Below are 20,204 nucleotides of genomic sequence, written 5' to 3'. Positions count from 1 at the left end.
TGAGTGACACCAGAGGTGCTTTCCTGGCGTGAGGTACTGCCCAGTACCCCGTGCTTCCTGACCACCGGCCTCCCTTTTTTCAGATCAGCATGCAAAAATCGTATACACCATTTTTGCCTTGCCCATGCTGATCGCTCCCCTGCCCGACAACGAAGAAAGACGCCTCGCCCGATTGGATGGACTGAGCGTTCTCGACACCCTTCCACAGCAGGCGTTTGACGACATCTCGGCGCTGGCGCAGGCCATCTGCGGGACGCCCATTGCGCTCATCACGTTGATTGACCGCGATCGACAGTGGTTCAAGTCGCGCATTGGTGTGGATCTGACCGAAACGCCGCGCGAAGTGGCCTTCTGTTCGCATGCCATCCTGCATCCCGACGAGCCCATGGTGATCGGCGATACGCTCAAGGATCAGCGGTTCAGTGACAACCCGCTCGTGAGCGGTCCTACACAGGTTCGCTTCTATGCCGGGGCACCCATCGTGACCGACGATGGATTTGCGCTTGGTTCGGTGTGCGTGATTGACCAGCAGCCACGTGAACTTTCAGCTGTGCAACTGGACGCCCTGCGTCGTCTGTCGGCATTGGTGGCCACCCTGCTGGAGCATGAAAAAGCACGGAAGCAGGAAAGCGCGCGCACCGCTGAAGCCGTGAGCCGCCAGCATGAAGAACTTTCGGCCATGGCCGTGGCCGGGCTGGATTTGCTGGTGTATGTGGACCGCAACTGCATTCACCAGCATGTGAACGACACCTTTCTTGAGTACTGGGCCTGTACGCGTGAGCAGGTCATTGGCCGCAGCCTGCAAGAGCTGGTGGGCGAGCAGGTGTTCAAGGATGTGATTCAGTCCAAATTCGAATGCGCCCTGGCCGGGCAGACCAGTCACTACCATCGCGTGACACGTTTCCCAGGCAGAGGTTTGCGCCATGTCCAGGTGGCGCTGATTCCTGCGCGCAATTCACAAGGTGCCATCACGGGCGTGGTGTTACGGGCGCAGGATGTGCACGAGATTCGACGGCGCGAAGCGCGCCTGCGCGAAACGGTGTCACTTCTGGAGCAGAAGACGCTCCAGCAGGAGCGCTTCATCCACATGCTGTCGCATGATTTGCGCGAGCCGATCAACGCCATCAACAATTTCTCGAACCTGCTGGAGTCGGATCACCAGGCCGATCTGCCTGATGTCGGACGGCAGTACCTGGGTTTTGTACGTTCTGGCGGTGCCCGCATGGGTGCACTGCTGGACGATCTGCTGCGGTTCATTCAACTGGACAAGCATGCCATGACCACCGAGCGGGTTGACCTGCACAGCGTCATGGCACAGGTGCAGGCCGATGTGGCACCTGCGCTGACGAGTAGCAACGGCCAGTTGGAGGTGCTCAGGCTGCCGTTTGTTCAGGGCGACGCGGCTCTGCTGTACAACCTCTTGCGAAACTTGGTGGCCAATGGGCTCCAGTTTGCCCGATCTGGTGTACCCGCACATGTGCGGGTCAGGGCGGAGCGTCAGGCTGGCTTCGACCTGATTCATGTCGAAGACAATGGCATTGGGATTGCGCCCGAGCATCAGGAGGCCGTGTTCGATATGCTCAAGCGCCTGCATTTGCGTCGCGCGCACCCTGGATCGGGTCTCGGGCTGCCAATTGCGCGTCGAATTGCGTCGCTGCACGGCGGGTACCTGACGCTCAAGTCGGCTCCAGGCGAAGGCAGCCGCTTCACCTTGCGCCTGCCTTTGGCGCACGGGATCCCCAACGAAAGTCCAGTGTGACCACTCCGACCCGCTTCATCCTCATTGACGACAACGAAGCCGACAACGTTTTTCACGAGATCATGATCCGCCGTGCCGGATTTGATGGCGAGTTGCTGATTTATGAAGATGCCTCAGAGGCATTGGCTTTCCTTCAGAAGGACTCCCTCATCACGCCGACCTGCATCTTTCTCGACATCAACATGCCGCTGATGGACGGATTTGAATTCGCACGCAATGCCGCACACTTGCTGAGCGGAAAAACCACGGTGCGGTTGATGATGCTGACCTCCTCAGATGCTCCCCAGGACCGAAAGATCGCCAGCGAAATGCCCCTGATCCAGGACTTCATCACCAAGCCACTGACCGTGCAGAAGGTGCGCGATCTGTTGATGGGCGACTGAACTCGCCTGGGATGCGACCTGCGACCTGTTCATACGCAGCCAGAGGCCAGCGCAGCCGTCGCCCGCCGATAATTCCGCCATGACCGAAAACCCCCTGCCATCTGGCGAACTTTCTCCTGCGCAGACCCTGTACGCCCCGCGCTCGCGCGCCGATCTTTTCTGGTCCTTCACCTGGCTCGCCCTGCAGGGCTTCGGTGGTGTGCTGGCTGTGGTGCAACGTGAACTGGTGGAGAAAAAGCGCTGGATGACGCGCGAACAGTTCGTCGAAGACTGGGCCGTGGCCCAGATCATGCCTGGACCCAATGTGGTCAACCTGTCCATGATGATTGGTGGGCGGTATTTCGGCCTGCCCGGCGCCATGGCCGCACTGGCAGGGATGCTGGCCTTCCCCCTTCTGGTCGTGCTGGCCCTGGCGGTTCTGTATGGCAACGTGGCCGAATACCCTGTGGCACAAAACGCGCTGCGGGGCATGGGCGCCGTGGCCGCTGGCCTGATCACCGCCACTGGCATCAAACTCATCGCGGCGCTCGACAAGAACGCCATGGGCATGGGTGTGTGCATCGGTTTCGCCGCCCTGACCTTCATCGCCATTGCGCTGCTGCGCTGGCCACTGCTCTGGGTGTTGCTGGGTATCGGGGGGGTGGCCTGCCTGTTGGCGTACCGAAAACTGTCCAATGGCCCAGCCGACAAGGGGCCTCGGCCATGAGCATGGTCCCCACCGCCGCCAACTGGCTGGACCTGTTTGCACACTTCGCCTCGCTCTCGTTGCTGGGCGTGGGTGGTGCCATCACCACCGCGCCTGACATGCACCGTTACCTGGTGCACAACAACGGCTGGTTGAACGATGCCCAGTTCACCTCGTCCATCGCGCTATCGCAGGCCGCGCCGGGGCCGAATGTGCTTTTTGTGGCCCTGCTGGGCTGGAATGTGGGCCTCAATGCCGGCGGTGGACCTTCGGCCGGCTGGCTGGCCTGGACACTGGCTTTTCTGGGTGTGCTGGTGACCATGGTGGCCATCATGCTGCCCTCTTCCGTGCTGACCTACACCGCCACGCGCTGGGCACACCGGAACCGCGAGTTGCGCGGCGTGCGCGCCTTCAAGACCGGCATGGCTCCGATCGTGATTGCCTTGCTGATTGCCACCGGCTGGTTGCTCACCGGCTCACACGACCACCCCGCGCGCGACTGGCCGCTCTGGCTGCTCACCGCGGTGACCACCTTGATCGTGTGGCGTACCCGCGTCCACCTGCTGTGGCTCATCGGCGCAGGCGCCGTGCTGGGAGCGCTCGGCTGGGTCTGACAGTCACCCGAATCTGCCGCGTGGTCCTCACTTCTCCCTTTTGAGTCCCGCGAGCCCCTTGACGTCGACGCGCGCAGCGGCCGTTCGCAAGGCATCCATATCCAGGTTGTTACCCTGGAATTCCAGCAGGATGCCGTTGGGCAGCATCATGGTCATTTCCGACTCAGACCCGTCCTTGCGGTACTCCTCCTTGAAGGAGACACCATCGCGCTGAAAAATGCGCTCCACCTCGTCGGCGGTTTCCCGGTTCACCGTGGACTGGGCCCAGGCGCCCATGGCCATGGCAAGCGCCGGCACCGAACCAATGTCCTGCACCTTGACATCCACACCGCCATCACTGCCCTGGTATTTGGCGGTGACGCTGGAAATGTTCATGCCCATCGCCGCATCCGAGCGCGCTTCGAACTCGCTGCGCTCCATGCCACCCAGGCTCTGCGGAATGTATTTTTGAAGCTCCTCTGGCTGGAAAGGCTTGCCACCCTGCCCGCCCAGAGCCGCGCCAAACATCTCGCCCATGGCCTTGCTTGCCGCGGCGGTGTCACCCTTGGCTTGTGCTTCTTCCAAGCGCTTGCCGGCCTCTTCCATTTTGCGGGAGGCTTCTTCAAGCTTGGCGGTGTCGACCGAAATCTCTGCCCCCGGCACCTTGATGGACATGTTCGGTGACCCATCACCCATCATCGGCCCCATGCCTCGGCCGCCACCGAAGAGCGCGCTCGCAACGGCCAGGATCACCCCGGCCACAATGCCGCACACCACCAGCACGGCCGTGTAGCCAGCAGCCTTGCCAACCGGGGCCTTCATCAGGACCGGAATGCCGGTATAGATGAGGTAGATGGAATAGAGTGCTGCCACCAGCGCCAGCATGGATAGCGAAGGCAACAGGTAGAAGATGCCCCCCACCATCGCTGCGGTACTTCCATACGCCATCAGCTTGATCGCGTTCAGTGCGTTCTTTTCGCCGCCAAAGGTGGGGGCCAGGGCATTGGCGATCAGCGACATCACAAAAACCATCACCAGCGAGAGCACATAGCTGACCACCATGTTGCCCAGACCGGCCAGCAGGGGAATCCGGAAGCTCATGCCGAAGCCACCGAAGCCGATCAGGCTCATGCCGATGAAGCCAGCCACGGCAGGAATGGCCGCCAGGATGAGCAGGTACTCCTTGTAGATGCGCCCGATATCCGTGGCTTCTTGTTCAATGACTGGCCAGGTTTCCGCCGGTTTCAGCAAGATGGCCTTGACGCGTTCGACAATGTCCATAAAAGCTCCTCAGAAAAACAGAGCGCCTGATGAAACGGCGCGGGAATTCGACCGGCGTTGACTTTACCGCGCGTTCAACACCGCGTGATGACCGAACTCAAACCGACAGCAACGATGGAAGGCAGCGTGCAGCGGGCTCTCGCAGACATGCATCGGCCACGATGTCGAGTTCGGTCACCTCGGGATTGATCATCACCACACGCGCGCCAAGCTGGTGGGCGCTGAGGACCAGGCCCGCCGCAGGGTACACCGCCCCGGAGGTACCCACCACCAGCATGAGATCGCATTGCTGCACCGCATTTTCAGCCGCATCCAGTGCGGCTGAGGGCAACGACTCACCAAACCAGACCACCGAAGGCCGGCGCAAATTCCCACACACGCCGCACCGGGGTGGCCTGCCGGCTTTGATTGAATCAGCGGTGCAACAGGCGCGCGGCGCGTCCAGCCATCGATCTTCGGCCAGTGCGCCATGCAACGCAATGGTGGGCACGCTGCCCGCACGCTGGTGCAGTCCGTCAACATTCTGGGTGATCAGGGTCAGGCGGCCCGGGTACCGGGACTGGAACGCCGCCAGGGCCCTGTGTCCCGCATTGGGCTCTACCAAGGCAACGGCTTCGCGCCGGGAGACGTACCAGTCCCAGACCCGCTGTGGATCGGCCCTGAAAGCCTGTTCGGTCGCCAGCTCTTCCGGCTTGAAGCGCGCCCAGAGTCCTGTCATCGCGTCTCGGAAAGTGGGAACACCTGACTCGGCACTCATGCCCGCCCCGGTGAGCACCACCAGATGTTGCGCTTCGGTCGTCCATTGGCGCACGGTGTCCCGCATGGCTGCGTCCGGGCAGGTCAGCTGCGCTGACGCAGCGCCTCATAGAGGCAGACACCACTGGCCACCGACACGTTGAGACTCTCCACCGCGCCTGCCATGGGAATGCTGACAAGCTCGTCGCAGGTCTTGCGGGTGAGCTGGCGCATGCCCGTGCCTTCAGCGCCCAGCACCAGGGCCACCGGACCTTTGAGGTCCACCTGGTACAGCGTCTTGGGCGCGTCGTCGCTGGTACCGATGATCCAGATGTTGCGCTCCTTGAGTTCGCCCAGGGTGCGAGCCAGGTTGGTCACCATGAAGTAAGGCATGGTCTCTGCCGCGCCGCTGGCCACTTTGGCCACGGTGGCGTTGATGCCGGCGGCATGGTCCTTGGGTGCGATCACCGCATGGGCCCCGGCACCATCGGCCACACGCAGGCAAGCGCCCAGGTTGTGAGGGTCTGTGATGCCGTCGAGCACCAGCAGCAATGGGGGCACGCCAGTGGGCTCGAGTTGCTCCAGCAATTCGTCAAGCGAACGAACCTGCGTGACGGCCTCCACCCGCGCGGCCACCCCCTGGTGGCCATGGCTACCCGCCAGTTTGGCAATGCGCAGACCATCGGCCTCGATCAGCCGGGCATTGGCTTCGCGCGCCCGGTCCAGGAACTGGCGCATGCGGGCATCGCGCCGCGTTGGCTCGTAATAGATCTCGATGATGGACTGCGGCGCCGTTTTCAGGCGCACGCCCACGGCGTGAAAGCCGAAAAGCACTTTGGGAGAAGACATCTGGTGATTATCGGGCCCCCCAGAGGTTGCGCCACTTTGCTCCAGGCAGCCCTGGCGAAGAACCAGCCCTACCCGGCGGTTGTTGCCTGTCTTCAGACTCAGGCCACGGGTGCTTCAGCAAGCACGGCACCTGCCTCGATCGTGATGCGTCGTTCGCAGCGCTGGGCAATGGCCCGGTCGTGCGTCACCAGGACCAGCGTCGTGCCCTGCTCGCGGTTGAGGTCAAACATGAGCTCCATGATCTTGGCGCCGGTGGCGAAGTCCAGGCTCCCTGTGGGCTCGTCGGCCAGCAGCACCGCAGGTTGAACGACAAACGCCCGTGCAAGCGCCACCCGCTGCTGTTCGCCCCCGGAGAGCACCTTGGGGTAGCTGGACAGCCGCTCACCCAGTCCCACACGTTGCAGCATGTGCGTTGCGGTCGCCCGTGCATCGCGTCTTCCAGCCAGCTCCAATGGCAACATCACGTTTTCCAGCGCTGTCAGGTTGCCCAGCAACTGGAAGCTCTGAAACACGAAGCCCACCTTTTGGGCACGCAGCGCGGCGCGTTGATCTTCGTCCAGCGCAAACAGGTCCACACCATCGATGTGAACTGTGCCGCTGCTCGGTGTGTCCAATCCGGCCACGATGGACAGCAACGTGCTCTTGCCCGAACCAGAGGCGCCCACAATAGCCGCCGTTTCACCTTTGGACAGGGTGAAATCGATATCGCGCAAAATGGTCAGCGATCCGGTGGAGTCGGTGACCGTCTTGAACACATGCTGGACCGCAATCATCACATCGGACATGGAAGGCTTCTCAAGTTGAAACGACGTCACTTTAACGCCCTGGCTGCCATCGGCCTCTCTATGGGGGCTTGCTCAATTGCGCTGTCACAGCCGGCGCAAGCCCAATCTGCTTCCCGTCCCCCCCTGATCCTGGTGGTGGGCGACTCGCTGAGTGCCGAATACGGCCTGCAACGCGGTAAGGGCTGGGTGGCCCTGATGGAGGAGCGACTGCGCCAGGAAAAGGTGTCCGCCCAGGTCGTCAACGCCAGCATCAGCGCCGAAACCACCTCTGGCGGCCGCTCCCGCCTGCCCGCGCTGCTTCGGCAACATCAGCCAGCGCTGGTGCTCATCGAACTCGGCGGCAACGACGCCCTGCGCGGGTTGCCCTTGACCATGACCCGTGACAACCTGGCCACGATGACACGTCTTTCCCGAGAAGCCGGTGCCAAGGTGCTGTTGCTGGGCATGGAGATGCCGCCAAACTATGGCGCCCGGTACGCGCAGGAGTTCCGGGAGGTCTTCCCCACCGTGGCGAAAGCCGAAGGGGCAGCGCTGGTTCCGTTTTTCCTGAAGAACGTGGCCGACACCAGTGATCCCCTCAAGCTGTTTCAGAGTGATCGCATTCACCCCAACGAGAGTGCTCAGCCGATCATGTTGGCCAACGTCTGGCCCGAAATGCGCAAACTTCTGCCAAAGCGATAAACAGACATGCCTGTCATTACCTTGCCTGCAACTGATGCGCTGGCTCGTCTGGACGATTTCCACACCATCATCGATGCCCGGTCTGAAGACGAGCACGCGCTGGACCACGTGCCTGGTGCAGTGAACTGGCCCACGCTGAACAACGAAGAGCGCATCGCCATTGGCACGATGTACAAGCAGGTCAATGCGTTTGAGGCCAAAAAGCGGGGCGCCGCTCTGGCGGCGAAGAACATCGCGGCGCACATCGAGCGCGAGGTGATCGACAAAGCCCGCGACTGGAAGCCGCTCGTGTACTGCTGGCGCGGCGGCAACCGCAGCGGCGCGCTGGCCACCATCCTGGGCGCCATCGGCTTTCAGGTCACGCTCATTGAGGGAGGCTACAAAGCCTGGCGCGCCGCGCTGGTGGACGACCTCGCGCGCATGGCGCCGCGTTTGGAGTACCGGGTGATCTGTGGTCCCACGGGCAGCGGAAAGACCCGTTTGCTGCATGCCCTGGCCGCGCAAGGTGCGCAGGTGCTGGACCTGGAAGCATTGGCTGCTCACCGGAGCTCTGTCCTCGGACATATCCCAGGTCATCCCCAACCCAGTCAGAAGCGATTTGACAGTCTGGTCTGGCAGGCCCTGCGTCGGTTCGATCCGGCGCAAGTGGTGTATGTGGAGAGTGAGAGCAAGAAAGTGGGCAACCTTCGGGTGCCTGACGGCTTGATGGAGGCCATGCGCAAGAGTCCGTGCGTGGACCTGCGGCTGAGCGATTCAGAGCGCGTTGCCCTGCTGCTGGAAGACTACGATTTTTTTGTGCAGGATCCCACCCACTTCTGCGAGCGCCTGGAGGCCCTGACGGAGCTTCGCGGCAAAGCGGTGGTGTCAGACTGGATTGCCAAGGTCCACGCAGGAGAAACGCCCTGGGTCGTGCAGGAACTGTTGACCAGGCACTACGACCCGATGTACGCGCAGTCGATCGAAAGAAACTTCAGACAATATGCTCACGCATTGCCGCTTGAGCTACCCGATCGGACACCGGCATCTTTTGCTGGGGTTGCCTCGACCTTGATTTCCCGGGGGTCAACAGCGCCCGTGAACTGAGACCGGGTTTCACGTCCATGCGCAGCGCGTGATACCGGCGAGCGCCCTGCCCGGTCAAGCGGCGCTGCCAGGACCCTCGCTTCCCGGGGAAGCCTCGCCTTCTGCGGCCCCTGGGTCTTGCTCCTCAGCAGCTTCGCCTTCAGGTGCATCGCTGCCATCGTGGCGCTTGCCGGCTGCCTTGGCTCTGAGCTTCTCTTCCTTTTTCTTCTTCTTGGCGAGTTCGCGCTGGCGTTTTTCGAATCCGTAATTGGGAGTGGCCAAAACTGTCTTTCTTTGGAGGGTGAAAAGGGGATCAGGCGGTCAGCACAGACAGGGCCTGCGCCAGATCGGCGCGCAAGTCATCTGCGGCTTCAAGCCCAACGGCGAAGCGCACCAACCCGCCCTTGTATGGCCATGGCGCGGTGCGAATGGACGACACGTTATAGGGAGCACAGAGGCTGACGGGCCCCGCCCAGCTCCAGCCGAGTCGAAACAGCTGGAGCGCGTCGCAGAAGCCATCGATGCGATCTTGAGCGAACGCTTCGTCGAAGACCACGCTGAACAGGCAGGCCGCACCTCGAGCGTCTCTAAGCCAGTGTTCATGGCCGGGCGAGTCTGTCAATGCAGGGTGGAGCACCTTGACAACCCCGGGCTGCCTCTGCATCCAGGCGGCCAGGTCGCGTGTAGAGGCATCTTGCGCGCGGTACCGCACCGCCATGGAATTGAGGCCGCGCAGCACCAGTTCTGCGTCGTTCGCACCGACACCCAAGCCCAGGCGCATGTGAGTCATCAACACCGCCTGGTGAAGATGCGCATCCCGGGTCACCACCGACCCCATCAGCACATCGGCGCCGCCGCTGGGGTATTTGGTGAGGGCCTGCATGGACACATCCACACCCAGTTCAAACGCATTGAACGCGATGCCAGCGCCCCAGGTGTTGTCGAACGCCGTGATGATCGGGCGCTGTGAAGCTCCACGCTGGCGATTGGCCTCCTGCACCACCGCGGTCAAAGCAGGCACATCCGGGAATTCGAGGGTGATGGATCCAGGCGCCTCCAACCATACCAACCGCGTCGCGGGGCTCAACTTTGACGCCAGGTCGGCCGGATCCATGGCATCGAAGAAACGATGTGAAATGCCCCAGGCCTTGAGCTCGCCTTCGGCAAATGCCTTGCCGGGGCCGTAGGCATTGTCGGGAATCAACAGCTCATCGCCCTGCCGGAGGAATGCCATGTCGACCAGGACGACGGCCGAAAGGCCGCTGGGTGCGAGCACACAAAAACGCCCCCCTTCCAGCGTGGCAATTCGCTCTTCCAGCGTGAACGTGGTGGGTGTGCCGTGCAGGCCGTAGGTATAGCCGCTCTTGTCTTTCCATTCCTGCGTGCGCAGGGCATGAACATTGGGAAACAGGACCGTCGACGCCTTGTGCACGCCCGGTGCAACGGCATCGAACCCCGCCGGAGGGGTGTAAGGATGGTGAATCAGCTGGGTGGTGAAAGGATCGCTCATTCAGCTCAAAGCTTCCATTTTTCCAGCAGTTGTGCCGGCCTCAGCGCATCGTACCCTTCAAAGGGCTGGTGGATCCACGGATTCGTAGGCAGAAACTCCACCGAGTAGTCGGGAGTGAAGGTGGACAACTGTTTCGTCCAGATCACGGCGCTGCGAAGCTCTGTGATGGGCGCGTAGTTGGTCTTCAACATCTTGATCACCGCTTGCAGGGTGACACCCGAGTCGGCCAAATCATCAACCAGCAACACCCTCCCGGCAATCTCCCCTTTTGGCGTGGTGATGTACCGAGCGATGTCCAACTGACCTTGCTGTTTGCCAGCTTCCGCCCGATAGGAGCTGGTCGACATAATGGCCAGTGGCACATCAAAAATGCGAGAAAGAATGTCGCCAGGGCGCATGCCACCCCTGGCCAGACAAAGAATGGTGTCGAATTCCCAGCCCGACTGGTAGACCTTGAGCGCCAGCTTCTCGATCAGGTTGTGGTACTCGTCGTAAGAGACGTAGAGGTGTTTGCCGTCTTCGGTCAGCATGTAGGCTCCGGGTGGGGTCTGTGTTTTGGATTCTGCACGAAAGGGGAACGACCGACCATCACGCGTGGTACGGATGGTGCAACAGGATCGTGTGATCCCTGTCCGGACTGGTGGACACCACATGGATCGGGACACCGGTGGTCTCCTGGATGCGCTGCAGGTAGCGACGCGCGTTCTCAGGCAGCTCATCGTATTGCGTCACACCCACAGAGGAATCGGACCAGCCAGGCAGCGTTTCGTAGATGGGCTTGCAGCGTGAAATGTCTTCAGCGCCCATGGGAAGGATGTCAATGAACTCCCCGTCAAGCTCATAGCCCGTGCACAGCTTGAGCTCGCTCAGCCCGTCGAGCACATCGAGTTTGGTGATGCACAGTCCTGAGAGGCCGTTGACCTGGGCGGATCGCTTCAACAGGGCGGCGTCAAACCAGCCGCAACGACGGCTCCGGCCGGTGGTCACGCCTTTTTCGGCGCCGACCGTGGCCATGTGCCAGCCTGGTGTGCCTTCCTCTTCCCATGCGAGCTCGGTGGGGAACGGGCCGCCGCCCACGCGCGTGCAATAGGCCTTCGTGATGCCCAGCACATAGTGCAGCATGCCAGGCCCGACGCCAGCGCCTGCTGCCGCGTTGCCGGCCACGCAGTTGCTGGAGGTGACAAACGGGTAAGTGCCGTGATCGATGTCCAGCAACGTTCCCTGTGCACCTTCAAACAGCAGATTGGCGCCCTCCACATGAGCCCGGTTGAGCTCTCGTGACACGTCTGCAATCATGGGCCTGAGCAGTTCGGCCTGTGCCATGGCTTCATCAAAGACGGGTTCGAACTGGATCGCCCCATCTTTCATGTAGGTCGCAATTTTCTCGTCCCAGACCATCGCCGCAGATCCGAGATAGGTGGTCAGCACATGGTTGTGCAGATCAAGCAGATCACGCAACTTCGACGCAAACCGGTCTGGGTATTTGAGGTCCTGAACGCGCAGCGCCCTGCGCGCGATCTTGTCTTCGTATGCCGGGCCGATGCCGCGGCCGGTGGTGCCGATCTTGGCGGTGCCCGCCTTCTCCTTGGCAGCCTCTCGTGCGATGTCGATCGCGGCGTGAAAAGGAAGGATCAGGGGACAGGCCTCGCTCACCCGCAAACGCGAGCGCACATCGACGCCGGCCTTCTCCAACCCTGCAATTTCCTCAAACAGTTTGCCCACCGACAACACCACCCCGTTGCCGATGTAGCACTTGACGCCCGGGCGCATGATGCCGCTGGGAATGAGATGCAGCGCCGTTTTGACGCCATTGATCACCAGGGTATGACCCGCGTTGTGCCCACCCTGGAAGCGCACCACCCCTGTGGCGGTTTCGGTCAGCCAGTCGACCAGCTTGCCCTTGCCTTCATCACCCCACTGGGTTCCCACGACCACCACGTTGCGACCTGGCACCACGGCGCTGTTGCTGTTTGTCATTCTCAGATTTCCGTTCAAATTTGCTTCACAGTCCAGGCGCCGGCATGGGTGGCATCGCTCACCAATTCCCGGTCACACCTGAATTCATCGACTTGGTGTTCATGCCCAGGCAACACGCACACCACCGTGTGCCCCTGCGCGCGCAACTCGCCAATGGCCTGCCGCAACCCGGCGTCCATGCTCCAGGGTGCGCGTATCGCGGCCACCAATGGACAGGGCGCGACAGCCGCCACCAGTTCCTTGAGATCAAGGCTGAAACCCACAGCAGGACGGTTTCGGCCAAAAATGGCGCCGACTTCGTCGTACCGGCCGCCACGTGCCACCTCCACGGGCTCTCCCCGGGTGCCATGCGAAAACACTGCAAACCGCATGCCGGTGTAGTAGGCGTAGCCGCGCAGATCAGCCAGATCGATGGAAACGTCCATGTCGGCCGGTGCATGTGACGCCAGCCACCGCAGACAGCGGATGGCTTCTTCAAGCGCCATGGAGGGTTGCAGGACCTGCAACGCTTCGTCCAGCACATCGGCTCCACCAAAGAGTCGAGGCAAGGCGCAAAGATCTTCCCGGACCCGTGCCGGCAAATCACGAGCGAGCGATTTCAGCTCTGCCACGTCCTTGGCCGCCAGCGCGGAATGAATCAGTGTCTCCTTGGTCGCCTCGATCTGCACCGGATTCAGCACGGCATCAATCACCCGCACGTCCGCCATGTCCAGCTGGAGCTTCTGCAGTCCTGCTGCGCGCAGGCAGGCTTGCGCCAGTTCGATGATCTCCAGGTCTGCTTCCATGCCCCCGTGGCCGTAGATTTCGGCACCAAACTGCAGGGGCTCCCGGCTGGCCAGTGGTCGATCTATACGCGTGTGCACCACCGGGCCACAGTAGCTCAGGCGGGCAATGCCTTGGCGGTTGAGCAGGTGCGCATCAATTCGCGCGACCTGTGGCGTACTGTCTGCACGCAAGCCCAGCGTGCGGCCCGAGAGTTGATCCACCAATTTGAAGGTCTGCAGGTCCAGCGCCTCACCGGTGCCGGTCAACAGAGACTCCAGGTGTTCGAGCAACGGCGGCATGACCAACTCATAGCCGTAGCTGCGGGCGGTGTCGAGCAGACCCCTGCGAAGTTCCTCGATGTGCCGGGCCTCGGAGGGCAGGACATCGGCAATGTGATCCGGAAGGACCCAGGCAGACATGGGCATTTTGAGGGGAAAGTAAAAAGAGAATTTTACCGGTCGCAGCTGCGCTCTCCCACGCAAGACCTCGACCGCCGTGGCAAGTGACGAATCACCTGCAAGCCAACAAGGGCTTCAGGTGATCCACCACCAGAGCAAGCACCCGGAAATCAGCGAGATCAATCCGAAGAAACGGATTTGACCATCGCGCATCTTCAGCATTTCGCCAAACATGCGCCGCCACCCCCCAGGGGAGAGAAAGGGCAGCAAGCCCTCAAAAATGAGGACGAGTGCGAGCGCTGCCCAGAACACGTCGGCCATGGGCAAACGCTGTCAGCGAGGGGCGACGTTACTGTTGCGAAGCGCCTTGAAGAAGTCCGATGACGGATCGATCACCATCACGTCGGACTTGCCCGAGAAGCTGGCTTTGTAAGCATCCAGGCTGCGGTAGAACTGGGCAAACGCCGGATCACGCCCGAACGCTTCTGCAAAAGTTGCGGCCGCCTGCCCATCACCCTCACCCTTGATGCGCTGAGCATCCCGGTAGGCCTCAGACACGATCACTTCGCGTTGACGATCGGCATCAGCGCGGATCTTTTCGCCTTCGGCGAAACCGGTGGAGCGCAACTCGTTGGCCACCCGCTTTCGCTCGGCCTCCATACGGTCATAAACCGCACGGGTGATGCTTTCAGCGTAATCCACCCGCGTGATGCGCACATCCACCACATCCATGCCCCATGGCTGATCGGCGCCACGCACTGCAGCCAGCACGTCCCGCTTGACATCGGCCATGAGCTCCTCCCGCCGAGTCGACAGCAACTCGTTCACCGTGCGCTTGTTCACTTCCTGCTGGAAGGAGTTGCGCACCACCCGGTTGAGCTGCAGCGCCCCAGCCCGTTCGTTCAGGCCGACGTTGCGAATGTAGACCTGTGGATCGCTGATGCGCCAGCGCACGTACCAGTCAATAACCACCCGCTGCTTCTCTGCGGTCAGGGTGGGCTCAGTGTCGGTGCTCTCCAGCGTCAAAAGGCGCTTGTCGATGTACGACACATTCTGGAATGGTGGTGGAAGCTTGAAGTTCAGACCCGGTTCGGTCACAACTTGCTTGATCTGGCCCAGCTGGAAGACCACGCCGAACTGGCGCTGATCAACCACAAACAACATGGAACTCGCTATGGCGAGGACCACAACAAAAGACGTGAGGATAAAACCCAGTTTATTCATAGCGCTTGCTCATTGGTCACAGGTGCTCGCCAGCCCATTCAACGGCTCTCTCGCTCACGCGAGCGAGCAGCATTGTCAAGACTGCGATTGGCCGGCGTGGAGGCCGGTGGCGGCAGTGTCGTTGTGGGCGCACTCTGGATGGCCGACGCCCCCTGTCCGGTCATCTGCATGATCTTGTCCAGGGGCAGATAAAGCAGATTGGAGCCCGACTTGGAATCCACAAGCACCTTGGTGACGTTGCTGTAGATCTCCTGCATGGCGTCGACATACATGCGTTCCCGCGTGACTTGCGGCGCCTTCTGGTATTCGTCCAGGACCGAGCGGAAGCGCTGCGAGTCACCCTCAGCCTGGGCCACGATCCGGGCGCGATAACCTTCCGCCTCTTCGGTCAGGCGGGACGCGGCACCGCGGGCACGAGGCACCACGTCATTAGCGTAGGCTTCTGCTTCGTTTTTCGCCCGTTCACGTTCCTGCCCTGCCCTGAGCACATCATCAAAGGCGGCCTGCACCTGCTCTGGCGGGCGGACACCACCTTGCTGCAGGTTCACACCCACCACATCGATACCCACCTTGTAGCGTTCCAGAATCGTCTGCATGAGGGCACGCACGCGAGGGGCGATCTGATCGCGTTCCTCTGCGAGCACGGCATCCATCTTCATTTTGCCCACCACTTCGCGCACGGCCGTCTCGGCGGCCTTCAACACCGCAGCGTCAGGATCTCGGCTCTCGAAGAGGAAGGCCCGCGCATCGTTCAGGCGGTATTGAACGACAAACTTGATGTCGACGATGTTCTCGTCTTCGGTCAACATGGACGACTCACGCAGGCCCGTGGCTGGCACGATGTTGTCGCGCCCCACATCCACCGAGCGCAGTTGGGTCACAAAGACCGTTTCGTGTCTTTGAATGGGATAAGGCAACCGCCAGTTGAAGCCCGCGCCCACCGTGCTGTGGTATTTGCCAAACTGCGTGATCACGGCCTGCTGGGCTTCCTGGACGATGAAAAAGCCGGTGCCCAGCCAGATCAATACCGCCACGCCTGCAATCAGTCCGACGCCTATGCCCGTGGCCTTGGGGTTGGGATTGAACCCGGGCATTCCGCCGCCACCGTTGCCGCCACCCTGTCCGCCACCGGAGCCGCCCTTGTTTCCCAGCAGGCCGCCCAGCTTGCGATTGAAGTCGCGCCAGAGCTCATCCAGATCTGGTGGCCCCTGATTGGGTCCCTGTCCCCTCGGACGTTGGTCTCTTTGCGGTTGGCGATCGTCGTTGTCGTCCCCGGCATTGCGGGGCGCATCATCATCGCGGCCCCACCTGGGATCGTTGAGGTTGAACACGCCCAGGCGCGAGAGCCAGCCACGGCGGCGAGCCAAATTTTCCGACCCGCGGTCATGCGGTTGCAAATTCACGTCCATGTCTTGCCAACTTCTTTCAATTCAAAACCATCACATTGTGCCCAATCACAGAGGCGCATCACCGATACCGGCGAGCTCCCCCGGGGTATTGTCTTCATCCGTGCCCGAACGTTCTGCCACGCGCTGCGCAAGCAGTGCTCTCAGACGGGGCAACCCCTCCCCGGTCAAGGCACTCACATAGACCCGATCCATGGGCTCACCATCGAGTTCCATCACGTCTTGTGGGACCAGTGGCAGTGAGTCTGGATGCATGGCGTCCAGCTTGTTGAAGACGAGTATCTGAGGGACATCATCGGCACCAATGTCCTTCAATACGCCTTGCACGGCCGCGATTTGCTCGGTGTAAGCAGGGTTGGACGCATCCACCACATGCAGCAGCAGATCGGCATCGATCGATTCCTGCAGCGTGGCAGCAAAAGCATCGACCAGTCCGTGCGGGAGGTTCCGTATGAAACCCACGGTGTCGGACAGTGAAACCGAGCGGCCGGCTTCGCCGAGGTAGAGCTGCCTCGTGGTGGTGTCGAGCGTGGCGAACAGCTGATCAGCGGCATAGGCACGCGCCTTGACCAGTGCATTGAAGAGTGACGATTTGCCCGCGTTGGTGTAGCCCACAAGGGAGATCGTGAACGCATCTCTGCGCTCCCGCTGCCGTCGCTGGGTGGCTCTCTGTTTCTTGACCTTGACCAGACGCTCCTTGATGCGCTTGATGGCGTCACCAATCATGCGTCTGTCGAGTTCAATCTGGGTTTCGCCTGGGCCACCTCGCATCCCGATACCGCCACTTTGCCGCTCCAGGTGGGACCATCTGCGAACCAGGCGGGTGGAAAGATACTGAAGCCGGGCCAGTTCAACCTGCAGCTTGCCCTCGTGGCTTCTTGCCCGCTGAGCGAATATTTCCAGTATCAGCAGGATGCGGTCATTGACCGGCATGCCCAGGTGACGCTCCAGATTGCGCTGCTGGGCTGGGCTAAGGGCTTGATCAAACAGCACTTCAGTAGCGCCTGTCGCCTGGGCCAGCATCTTGATTTCGTCAGCCTTGCCGGACCCCACAAACAAGGCAGGGTCAGGTGCTCGGCGCTTGCAAGCCACTCGTTCAGCGACCTCGTATCCGGCCGTCTTCGCCAGCAATCCCAGTTCTTCAAGCTTGCCGTCGAAATTGGGGGCGCCCAGATCCACACCCACCAATATGACTCGGGGTGTGGACGTGGAAAGTGGGTCTGCCTGAATCAAGTCGGTCCAAGAGCCGCCAAGGTGACCGATACGCCGGCGTCAGAACCGGCGGGCGTCGGAATCGGTATCAAGCAGCGGGTGCTTCGTCCGCAGGCGCTGCAGAGAACTGCATCGGCCGCCCTGGCACGATGGTGGAAATGGCATGCTTGTACACCATTTGTGTCACCGTGTTCCGAAGCAGCACCACATACTGGTCAAACGACTCAATCTGACCCTGCAGCTTGATGCCATTGACCAGATAGATCGACACGGGAACGTGCTCGCGCCTCAGCTGGTTAAGGAAAGGGTCTTGCAAGAGTTGGCCTTTGTTGTTGCTCACGATATGCTCCGTGTTCAGAGAGTTTTGTTAAGGGTTAGACCTTACCACACCACCGTCCGTGTGGTGCCCGTTGGAGGCTATTCCTTGTAAGGGTTGGTGGAAGTCTTGAATTCAATGCGCAATGGCGTGCCGACCAGATCAAACGCCTTGCGAAAACGCCCCTCAAGGAATCGTTTGTAGGCGTCAGGTACGTTTTCGAGCGAATTGCCATGAATCACGATCACTGGCGGGTTCATTCCACCCTGGTGGGCATAGCGCATTTTGGGCCGGAACATGCCGGATCGCTGTGGCGCCTGGAAAGCAACTGCCTCCATCAACAGACGCGTCAAGACCGGGGTGGTCATTTTTCGCATGGCAGAAGCGTGCGCCTGCGTGATGGATTTCCACACCGGGCCCAGTCCCTGCCGTTTTTGTGCAGAAATCAAATGCAGCGACGCGAATTTCAGAAAAGCCAGCCTCGTCTCGATCTGGCGTTCAATCTGTTCGCGCTGATAGGCGTCTACCGCATCCCATTTGTTGATGGCGAGCACCACCGCCCTGCCGCTTTCGAGGATGTAACCGGCGATGTGGGCATCCTGATCAGTCACTCCCTGCGTCGCATCCAGCAGGAGCAGCACCACATGTGCATTTTCGATGGCCTGCAATGTCTTGACCACCGAGAACTTTTCGATGGCTTCAAACACCCGGCCTTTGCGTCGAATGCCTGCGGTGTCGATCAGCTCGTATTTCTGGCCTGATCGCTCAAAGGGCACCGAAATCGCGTCGCGGGTCGTCCCCGGAAGGTCAAAGGCGACAAGACGCTCCTCGCCCAGCCAGGCATTGATCAAGGTCGATTTGCCCACATTGGGTCGACCCGCCACAGCCAGGCGAATCACGCCGGGCTCTGGCTCCGGCGCCTCTTCGTCCTCTGGCGGCAGGCCGGGAATGCGCTCCAGTGCTGTTTCAAGCATGGAACGCACGCCCTGTCCGTGCGCACCAGAGACCGGCAGCACCTCGCCCAGACCCAGCTCAAAGAACTCGACCAATTGAAGGCCCTGGGTCATGCCCTCCGCCTTGTTGGCCACCAGCACGCTCGGCTTGCCGAGTTTTCGCAAATATTGCGCAATCTCGTGGTCTTGCGCGCTGATGCCCGCCCGGGCATCCACGACGAAGATCACCACATCCGACTCGGCCACCGCCTGACGCGTTTGCTTGGCCATTTCCTTGTAGATGCCCTCGCTGGCGTCAGGCTCGAAGCCACCGGTGTCGATCACGATGTATTCGCGCGAGCCCAGGCGACCGTTGCCATAGTGTCGATCGCGGGTGAGTCCGGCAAAATCGGCCACGATGGCATCGCGCGAACTCGTCAGGCGATTGAACAGGGTGGACTTGCCCACATTGGGGCGGCCCACCAGGGCGATGACGGGTTTCAAGGAAAACAGCTTTCGTTCAGGACCGCAAAAGTGGACGACCTGCAAGGCACGCTATTGCGGCCGCCAGGCATAGACACCGCCCTTGCGTGTCTGGACCACAAGGACATTGTTGGCCATTATCGGAGCCATCAGCACCGGGGAGCCGTCGGTTGAAAGTCTGTTCATTTCACTGCCGTCTTCCCGGGAGAGCACATGCACCGTCCCAAGGCTGTCTCCAATGACGACCACGCGCCCCACCGCCAAAGGGGCACCCAGACTTCGATGGAGCAGGCGGTCGGTATGCCACGCAGGCTCGCCGGAGCTTCGCTTCCAGGCTTGGACCCTGCCGTTCGTCTCGACACCGAAAACGTGGCTTGCGTCACCGTGAACACCCACAATGCCCTGTGCCGGACGGACCCAGGATGACACACCGCTCGAGGTGTCGACACATCCGACAGCGGCACTGTAGGCCCGAACGCAAACACTGCCGCCCACCCGACTGGCAGGGCCTACCAGGTCCACGAGACGTTCAACTTCGTTGGTGCCGCGGGAGCTGCCAACAGGCGCCTCCCAACGAACGGAACCGTTGAGCGGATTCAAGCCCACCAGACGACCCGACAAACCGGCAACCAGGGTGTCCCCGACCGCCAGCAAAACACCCCCCTGACTGAGAACCAGGGGCTCGGCGGTGCGGGACTGGCTCCACAACCTCGCACCGGTTTGTCCGTCAAAAGCCGACACCGTCCGATCGGCCATCAGCACGAACACCCTCTTTCCTGCCACCAACGGCGCGGTGAAGGTGCGGGCAGACAAGCGCACGCGCCATGCTTCCTTGCCGCCCGTGATCGCTACCAGTTCATTGCCTCGGGTGACGACGGCAGCGGTTTCACCGTCGGAACCGACCCCGGCAGCGATCGATGTGCCGAGGTTGATCCTCCAGACATCTTGGCCGGTGTCCGCGTCCAATGCCGCGACCGTGCCGGCAAACGATGCCACATACACACGACCGGCGACTGAAAAAGGCGAAAGAGATGCCGCCGAGTCTCCCACTTGGGCACTCCAAGCCTGCTGGACGCCTATCAAGGCGGCCACCGGTGGAAGTGGTTCGGGTTTGGGTTTATCCGGCCCGGACGAACAAGCCACAAGGATGGCCGCACCGCCCACCATC

At 61.3% G+C, this 20,204-nt stretch carries 22 protein-coding genes; 6 read left to right on the top strand and 16 right to left on the bottom strand.

All coding sequences use genetic code 11. The features are described 5' to 3' along the window. Positions 1-124: 124 nt before the first annotated feature. The 4 genes from J2W49_RS04095 to J2W49_RS04080 all read left to right on the top strand — a co-directional run bounded on the left by J2W49_RS04095 (position 125) and on the right by J2W49_RS04080 (position 3,441). On the top strand, positions 125-1,759 hold the full coding sequence (locus J2W49_RS04095; protein ID WP_310311802.1) for a sensor histidine kinase: 1,635 nt from the start codon (positions 125-127) through the stop codon (positions 1,757-1,759). Continuing rightward, positions 1,756-2,142 carry a response regulator gene (locus J2W49_RS04090; RefSeq protein WP_310311800.1) on the top strand — a complete coding sequence of 129 codons (387 nt, stop codon included), beginning with the start codon at positions 1,756-1,758 and terminating at the stop codon, positions 2,140-2,142. The genes J2W49_RS04095 and J2W49_RS04090 overlap by 4 nt, the downstream gene beginning before the upstream one ends. 79 nt (positions 2,143-2,221) lie before the next feature. After that, positions 2,222-2,848 carry a chromate transporter gene (locus J2W49_RS04085; RefSeq protein WP_310311798.1) on the top strand — a complete coding sequence of 209 codons (627 nt, stop codon included), beginning with the start codon at positions 2,222-2,224 and terminating at the stop codon, positions 2,846-2,848. Further along, positions 2,845-3,441, top strand: coding sequence for a chromate transporter (locus J2W49_RS04080; protein ID WP_310311796.1), 597 nt, complete (start codon positions 2,845-2,847; stop codon positions 3,439-3,441). The genes J2W49_RS04085 and J2W49_RS04080 overlap by 4 nt, the downstream gene beginning before the upstream one ends. Positions 3,442-3,468: 27 nt before the next feature. Here J2W49_RS04080 and J2W49_RS04075 read toward each other — a convergent pair whose 3' ends face one another. The 4 genes from J2W49_RS04075 to J2W49_RS04060 all read right to left on the bottom strand — a co-directional run bounded on the left by J2W49_RS04075 (position 3,469) and on the right by J2W49_RS04060 (position 7,070). Then, the gene (locus J2W49_RS04075) at positions 3,469-4,701 is read right to left on the bottom strand and encodes a Yip1 family protein (protein ID WP_310311794.1); all 1,233 of its coding nucleotides are present in this window, start codon (positions 4,699-4,701) and stop codon (positions 3,469-3,471) included. A 97-nt stretch (positions 4,702-4,798) separates the two neighbouring features. Then, positions 4,799-5,524: an SIR2 family NAD-dependent protein deacylase gene (locus tag J2W49_RS04070; protein WP_310311793.1), complete on the bottom strand. Its 726-nt coding sequence runs from the start codon at positions 5,522-5,524 to the stop codon at positions 4,799-4,801. Positions 5,525-5,541: 17 nt separating this feature from the next. Next, on the bottom strand, positions 5,542-6,285 hold the full coding sequence (gene rlmB / locus J2W49_RS04065) for a 23S rRNA (guanosine(2251)-2'-O)-methyltransferase RlmB (protein WP_310311791.1): 744 nt from the start codon (positions 6,283-6,285) through the stop codon (positions 5,542-5,544). A 98-nt stretch (positions 6,286-6,383) separates the two neighbouring features. After that, positions 6,384-7,070, bottom strand: a complete 687-nt coding sequence (locus J2W49_RS04060; protein WP_310311789.1) for an ABC transporter ATP-binding protein — start codon at positions 7,068-7,070, stop codon at positions 6,384-6,386. Between J2W49_RS04060 and J2W49_RS04055 the strand changes: the two genes are divergently transcribed. After that, positions 7,041-7,751, top strand: a complete 711-nt coding sequence (locus J2W49_RS04055; RefSeq protein ID WP_405000977.1) for an arylesterase — start codon at positions 7,041-7,043, stop codon at positions 7,749-7,751. The two genes, J2W49_RS04060 and J2W49_RS04055, sit on opposite strands and share 30 nt — an antisense overlap. Positions 7,752-7,757: 6 nt before the next feature. Then, positions 7,758-8,834: a tRNA 2-selenouridine(34) synthase MnmH gene (mnmH, locus tag J2W49_RS04050; protein ID WP_310311787.1), complete on the top strand. Its 1,077-nt coding sequence runs from the start codon at positions 7,758-7,760 to the stop codon at positions 8,832-8,834. A 54-nt stretch (positions 8,835-8,888) separates the two neighbouring features. On the opposite strand, the gene J2W49_RS04045 is transcribed toward mnmH, so the two are convergent. The 12 genes from J2W49_RS04045 to bamB all read right to left on the bottom strand — a co-directional run bounded on the left by J2W49_RS04045 (position 8,889) and on the right by bamB (position 20,203). Beyond that, a complete protein-coding gene (locus J2W49_RS04045) occupies positions 8,889-9,095 on the bottom strand; it encodes a hypothetical protein (RefSeq protein ID WP_310311785.1) in 207 nt (68 codons plus the stop codon). A 31-nt stretch (positions 9,096-9,126) separates the two neighbouring features. Beyond that, complete coding sequence (locus J2W49_RS04040) at positions 9,127-10,323, bottom strand: PLP-dependent transferase (protein WP_310311783.1); 1,197 nt, start codon at positions 10,321-10,323, stop codon at positions 9,127-9,129. A 5-nt stretch (positions 10,324-10,328) separates the two neighbouring features. Next, on the bottom strand, positions 10,329-10,853 hold the full coding sequence (locus J2W49_RS04035) for a phosphoribosyltransferase (protein WP_310311781.1): 525 nt from the start codon (positions 10,851-10,853) through the stop codon (positions 10,329-10,331). Positions 10,854-10,911: 58 nt separating this feature from the next. Beyond that, positions 10,912-12,300 (bottom strand): adenylosuccinate synthase, encoded by a 1,389-nt coding sequence (locus J2W49_RS04030; protein WP_310311779.1) that lies wholly within the window; start codon positions 12,298-12,300, stop codon positions 10,912-10,914. A 14-nt stretch (positions 12,301-12,314) separates the two neighbouring features. Continuing rightward, positions 12,315-13,484, bottom strand: coding sequence for an ATP phosphoribosyltransferase regulatory subunit (locus J2W49_RS04025; protein WP_310311777.1), 1,170 nt, complete (start codon positions 13,482-13,484; stop codon positions 12,315-12,317). Between the two features lie 114 nt (positions 13,485-13,598). Continuing rightward, positions 13,599-13,784, bottom strand: a complete 186-nt coding sequence (locus tag J2W49_RS04020) for a DUF2065 domain-containing protein (RefSeq protein WP_310311775.1) — start codon at positions 13,782-13,784, stop codon at positions 13,599-13,601. A gap of 12 nt (positions 13,785-13,796) precedes the next feature. Continuing rightward, positions 13,797-14,687 (bottom strand): protease modulator HflC, encoded by an 891-nt coding sequence (gene hflC / locus J2W49_RS04015; protein WP_310311773.1) that lies wholly within the window; start codon positions 14,685-14,687, stop codon positions 13,797-13,799. A 38-nt stretch (positions 14,688-14,725) separates the two neighbouring features. Next, the gene (gene hflK / locus J2W49_RS04010; RefSeq protein ID WP_310311772.1) at positions 14,726-16,096 is read right to left on the bottom strand and encodes an FtsH protease activity modulator HflK; all 1,371 of its coding nucleotides are present in this window, start codon (positions 16,094-16,096) and stop codon (positions 14,726-14,728) included. Between the two features lie 45 nt (positions 16,097-16,141). Next, positions 16,142-17,326, bottom strand: a complete 1,185-nt coding sequence (gene hflX, locus J2W49_RS04005) for a GTPase HflX (protein ID WP_473092259.1) — start codon at positions 17,324-17,326, stop codon at positions 16,142-16,144. 67 nt (positions 17,327-17,393) lie between these two features. Beyond that, positions 17,394-17,663 carry an RNA chaperone Hfq gene (gene hfq / locus J2W49_RS04000; protein WP_310312204.1) on the bottom strand — a complete coding sequence of 90 codons (270 nt, stop codon included), beginning with the start codon at positions 17,661-17,663 and terminating at the stop codon, positions 17,394-17,396. A gap of 59 nt (positions 17,664-17,722) precedes the next feature. Continuing rightward, positions 17,723-19,057 (bottom strand): ribosome biogenesis GTPase Der, encoded by a 1,335-nt coding sequence (der, locus tag J2W49_RS03995; protein ID WP_310311768.1) that lies wholly within the window; start codon positions 19,055-19,057, stop codon positions 17,723-17,725. A gap of 51 nt (positions 19,058-19,108) precedes the next feature. Next, positions 19,109-20,203, bottom strand: coding sequence for an outer membrane protein assembly factor BamB (gene bamB, locus J2W49_RS03990; RefSeq protein WP_405000986.1), 1,095 nt, complete (start codon positions 20,201-20,203; stop codon positions 19,109-19,111). Position 20,204 lies beyond the last annotated feature (1 nt).

It is taken from the genome of Hydrogenophaga palleronii (assembly GCF_031457455.1).
GTDB lineage: Bacteria > Pseudomonadota > Gammaproteobacteria > Burkholderiales > Burkholderiaceae_C > Hydrogenophaga > Hydrogenophaga palleronii_A.
The sequence above is the reverse complement of the archived record's forward strand: the minus strand, read 5'-3'. Positions and strand labels throughout refer to the sequence as shown.

What these genes read in the sequence shown, in the direction of transcription:
- J2W49_RS04095 (WP_310311802.1), top strand. Translation starts at nt 125, where the DNA reads ATGCTGATCGCTCCCCTGCCCGACAACGAAGAAAGACGCCTCGCCCGA.
- J2W49_RS04085 (WP_310311798.1), top strand. Translation starts at nt 2,222, where the DNA reads ATGACCGAAAACCCCCTGCCATCTGGCGAACTTTCTCCTGCGCAGACC.
- J2W49_RS04080 (WP_310311796.1), top strand. Translation starts at nt 2,845, where the DNA reads ATGAGCATGGTCCCCACCGCCGCCAACTGGCTGGACCTGTTTGCACAC.
- J2W49_RS04075 (WP_310311794.1), bottom strand. Translation starts at nt 4,701, where the DNA reads ATGGACATTGTCGAACGCGTCAAGGCCATCTTGCTGAAACCGGCGGAA.
- J2W49_RS04070 (WP_310311793.1), bottom strand. Translation starts at nt 5,524, where the DNA reads ATGCGGGACACCGTGCGCCAATGGACGACCGAAGCGCAACATCTGGTG.
- rlmB (WP_310311791.1), bottom strand. Translation starts at nt 6,285, where the DNA reads ATGTCTTCTCCCAAAGTGCTTTTCGGCTTTCACGCCGTGGGCGTGCGC.
- J2W49_RS04055 (WP_405000977.1), top strand. Translation starts at nt 7,041, where the DNA reads ATGCTGGACCGCAATCATCACATCGGACATGGAAGGCTTCTCAAGTTG.
- J2W49_RS04060 (WP_310311789.1), bottom strand. Translation starts at nt 7,070, where the DNA reads ATGTCCGATGTGATGATTGCGGTCCAGCATGTGTTCAAGACGGTCACC.
- mnmH (WP_310311787.1), top strand. Translation starts at nt 7,758, where the DNA reads ATGCCTGTCATTACCTTGCCTGCAACTGATGCGCTGGCTCGTCTGGAC.
- J2W49_RS04040 (WP_310311783.1), bottom strand. Translation starts at nt 10,323, where the DNA reads ATGAGCGATCCTTTCACCACCCAGCTGATTCACCATCCTTACACCCCT.
- J2W49_RS04035 (WP_310311781.1), bottom strand. Translation starts at nt 10,853, where the DNA reads ATGCTGACCGAAGACGGCAAACACCTCTACGTCTCTTACGACGAGTAC.
- J2W49_RS04030 (WP_310311779.1), bottom strand. Translation starts at nt 12,300, where the DNA reads ATGACAAACAGCAACAGCGCCGTGGTGCCAGGTCGCAACGTGGTGGTC.
- J2W49_RS04025 (WP_310311777.1), bottom strand. Translation starts at nt 13,484, where the DNA reads ATGTCTGCCTGGGTCCTTCCGGATCACATTGCCGATGTCCTGCCCTCC.
- J2W49_RS04020 (WP_310311775.1), bottom strand. Translation starts at nt 13,784, where the DNA reads ATGGCCGACGTGTTCTGGGCAGCGCTCGCACTCGTCCTCATTTTTGAG.
- hflC (WP_310311773.1), bottom strand. Translation starts at nt 14,687, where the DNA reads ATGAATAAACTGGGTTTTATCCTCACGTCTTTTGTTGTGGTCCTCGCC.
- hflK (WP_310311772.1), bottom strand. Translation starts at nt 16,096, where the DNA reads ATGGACGTGAATTTGCAACCGCATGACCGCGGGTCGGAAAATTTGGCT.
- bamB (WP_405000986.1), bottom strand. Translation starts at nt 20,203, where the DNA reads ATGGTGGGCGGTGCGGCCATCCTTGTGGCTTGTTCGTCCGGGCCGGAT.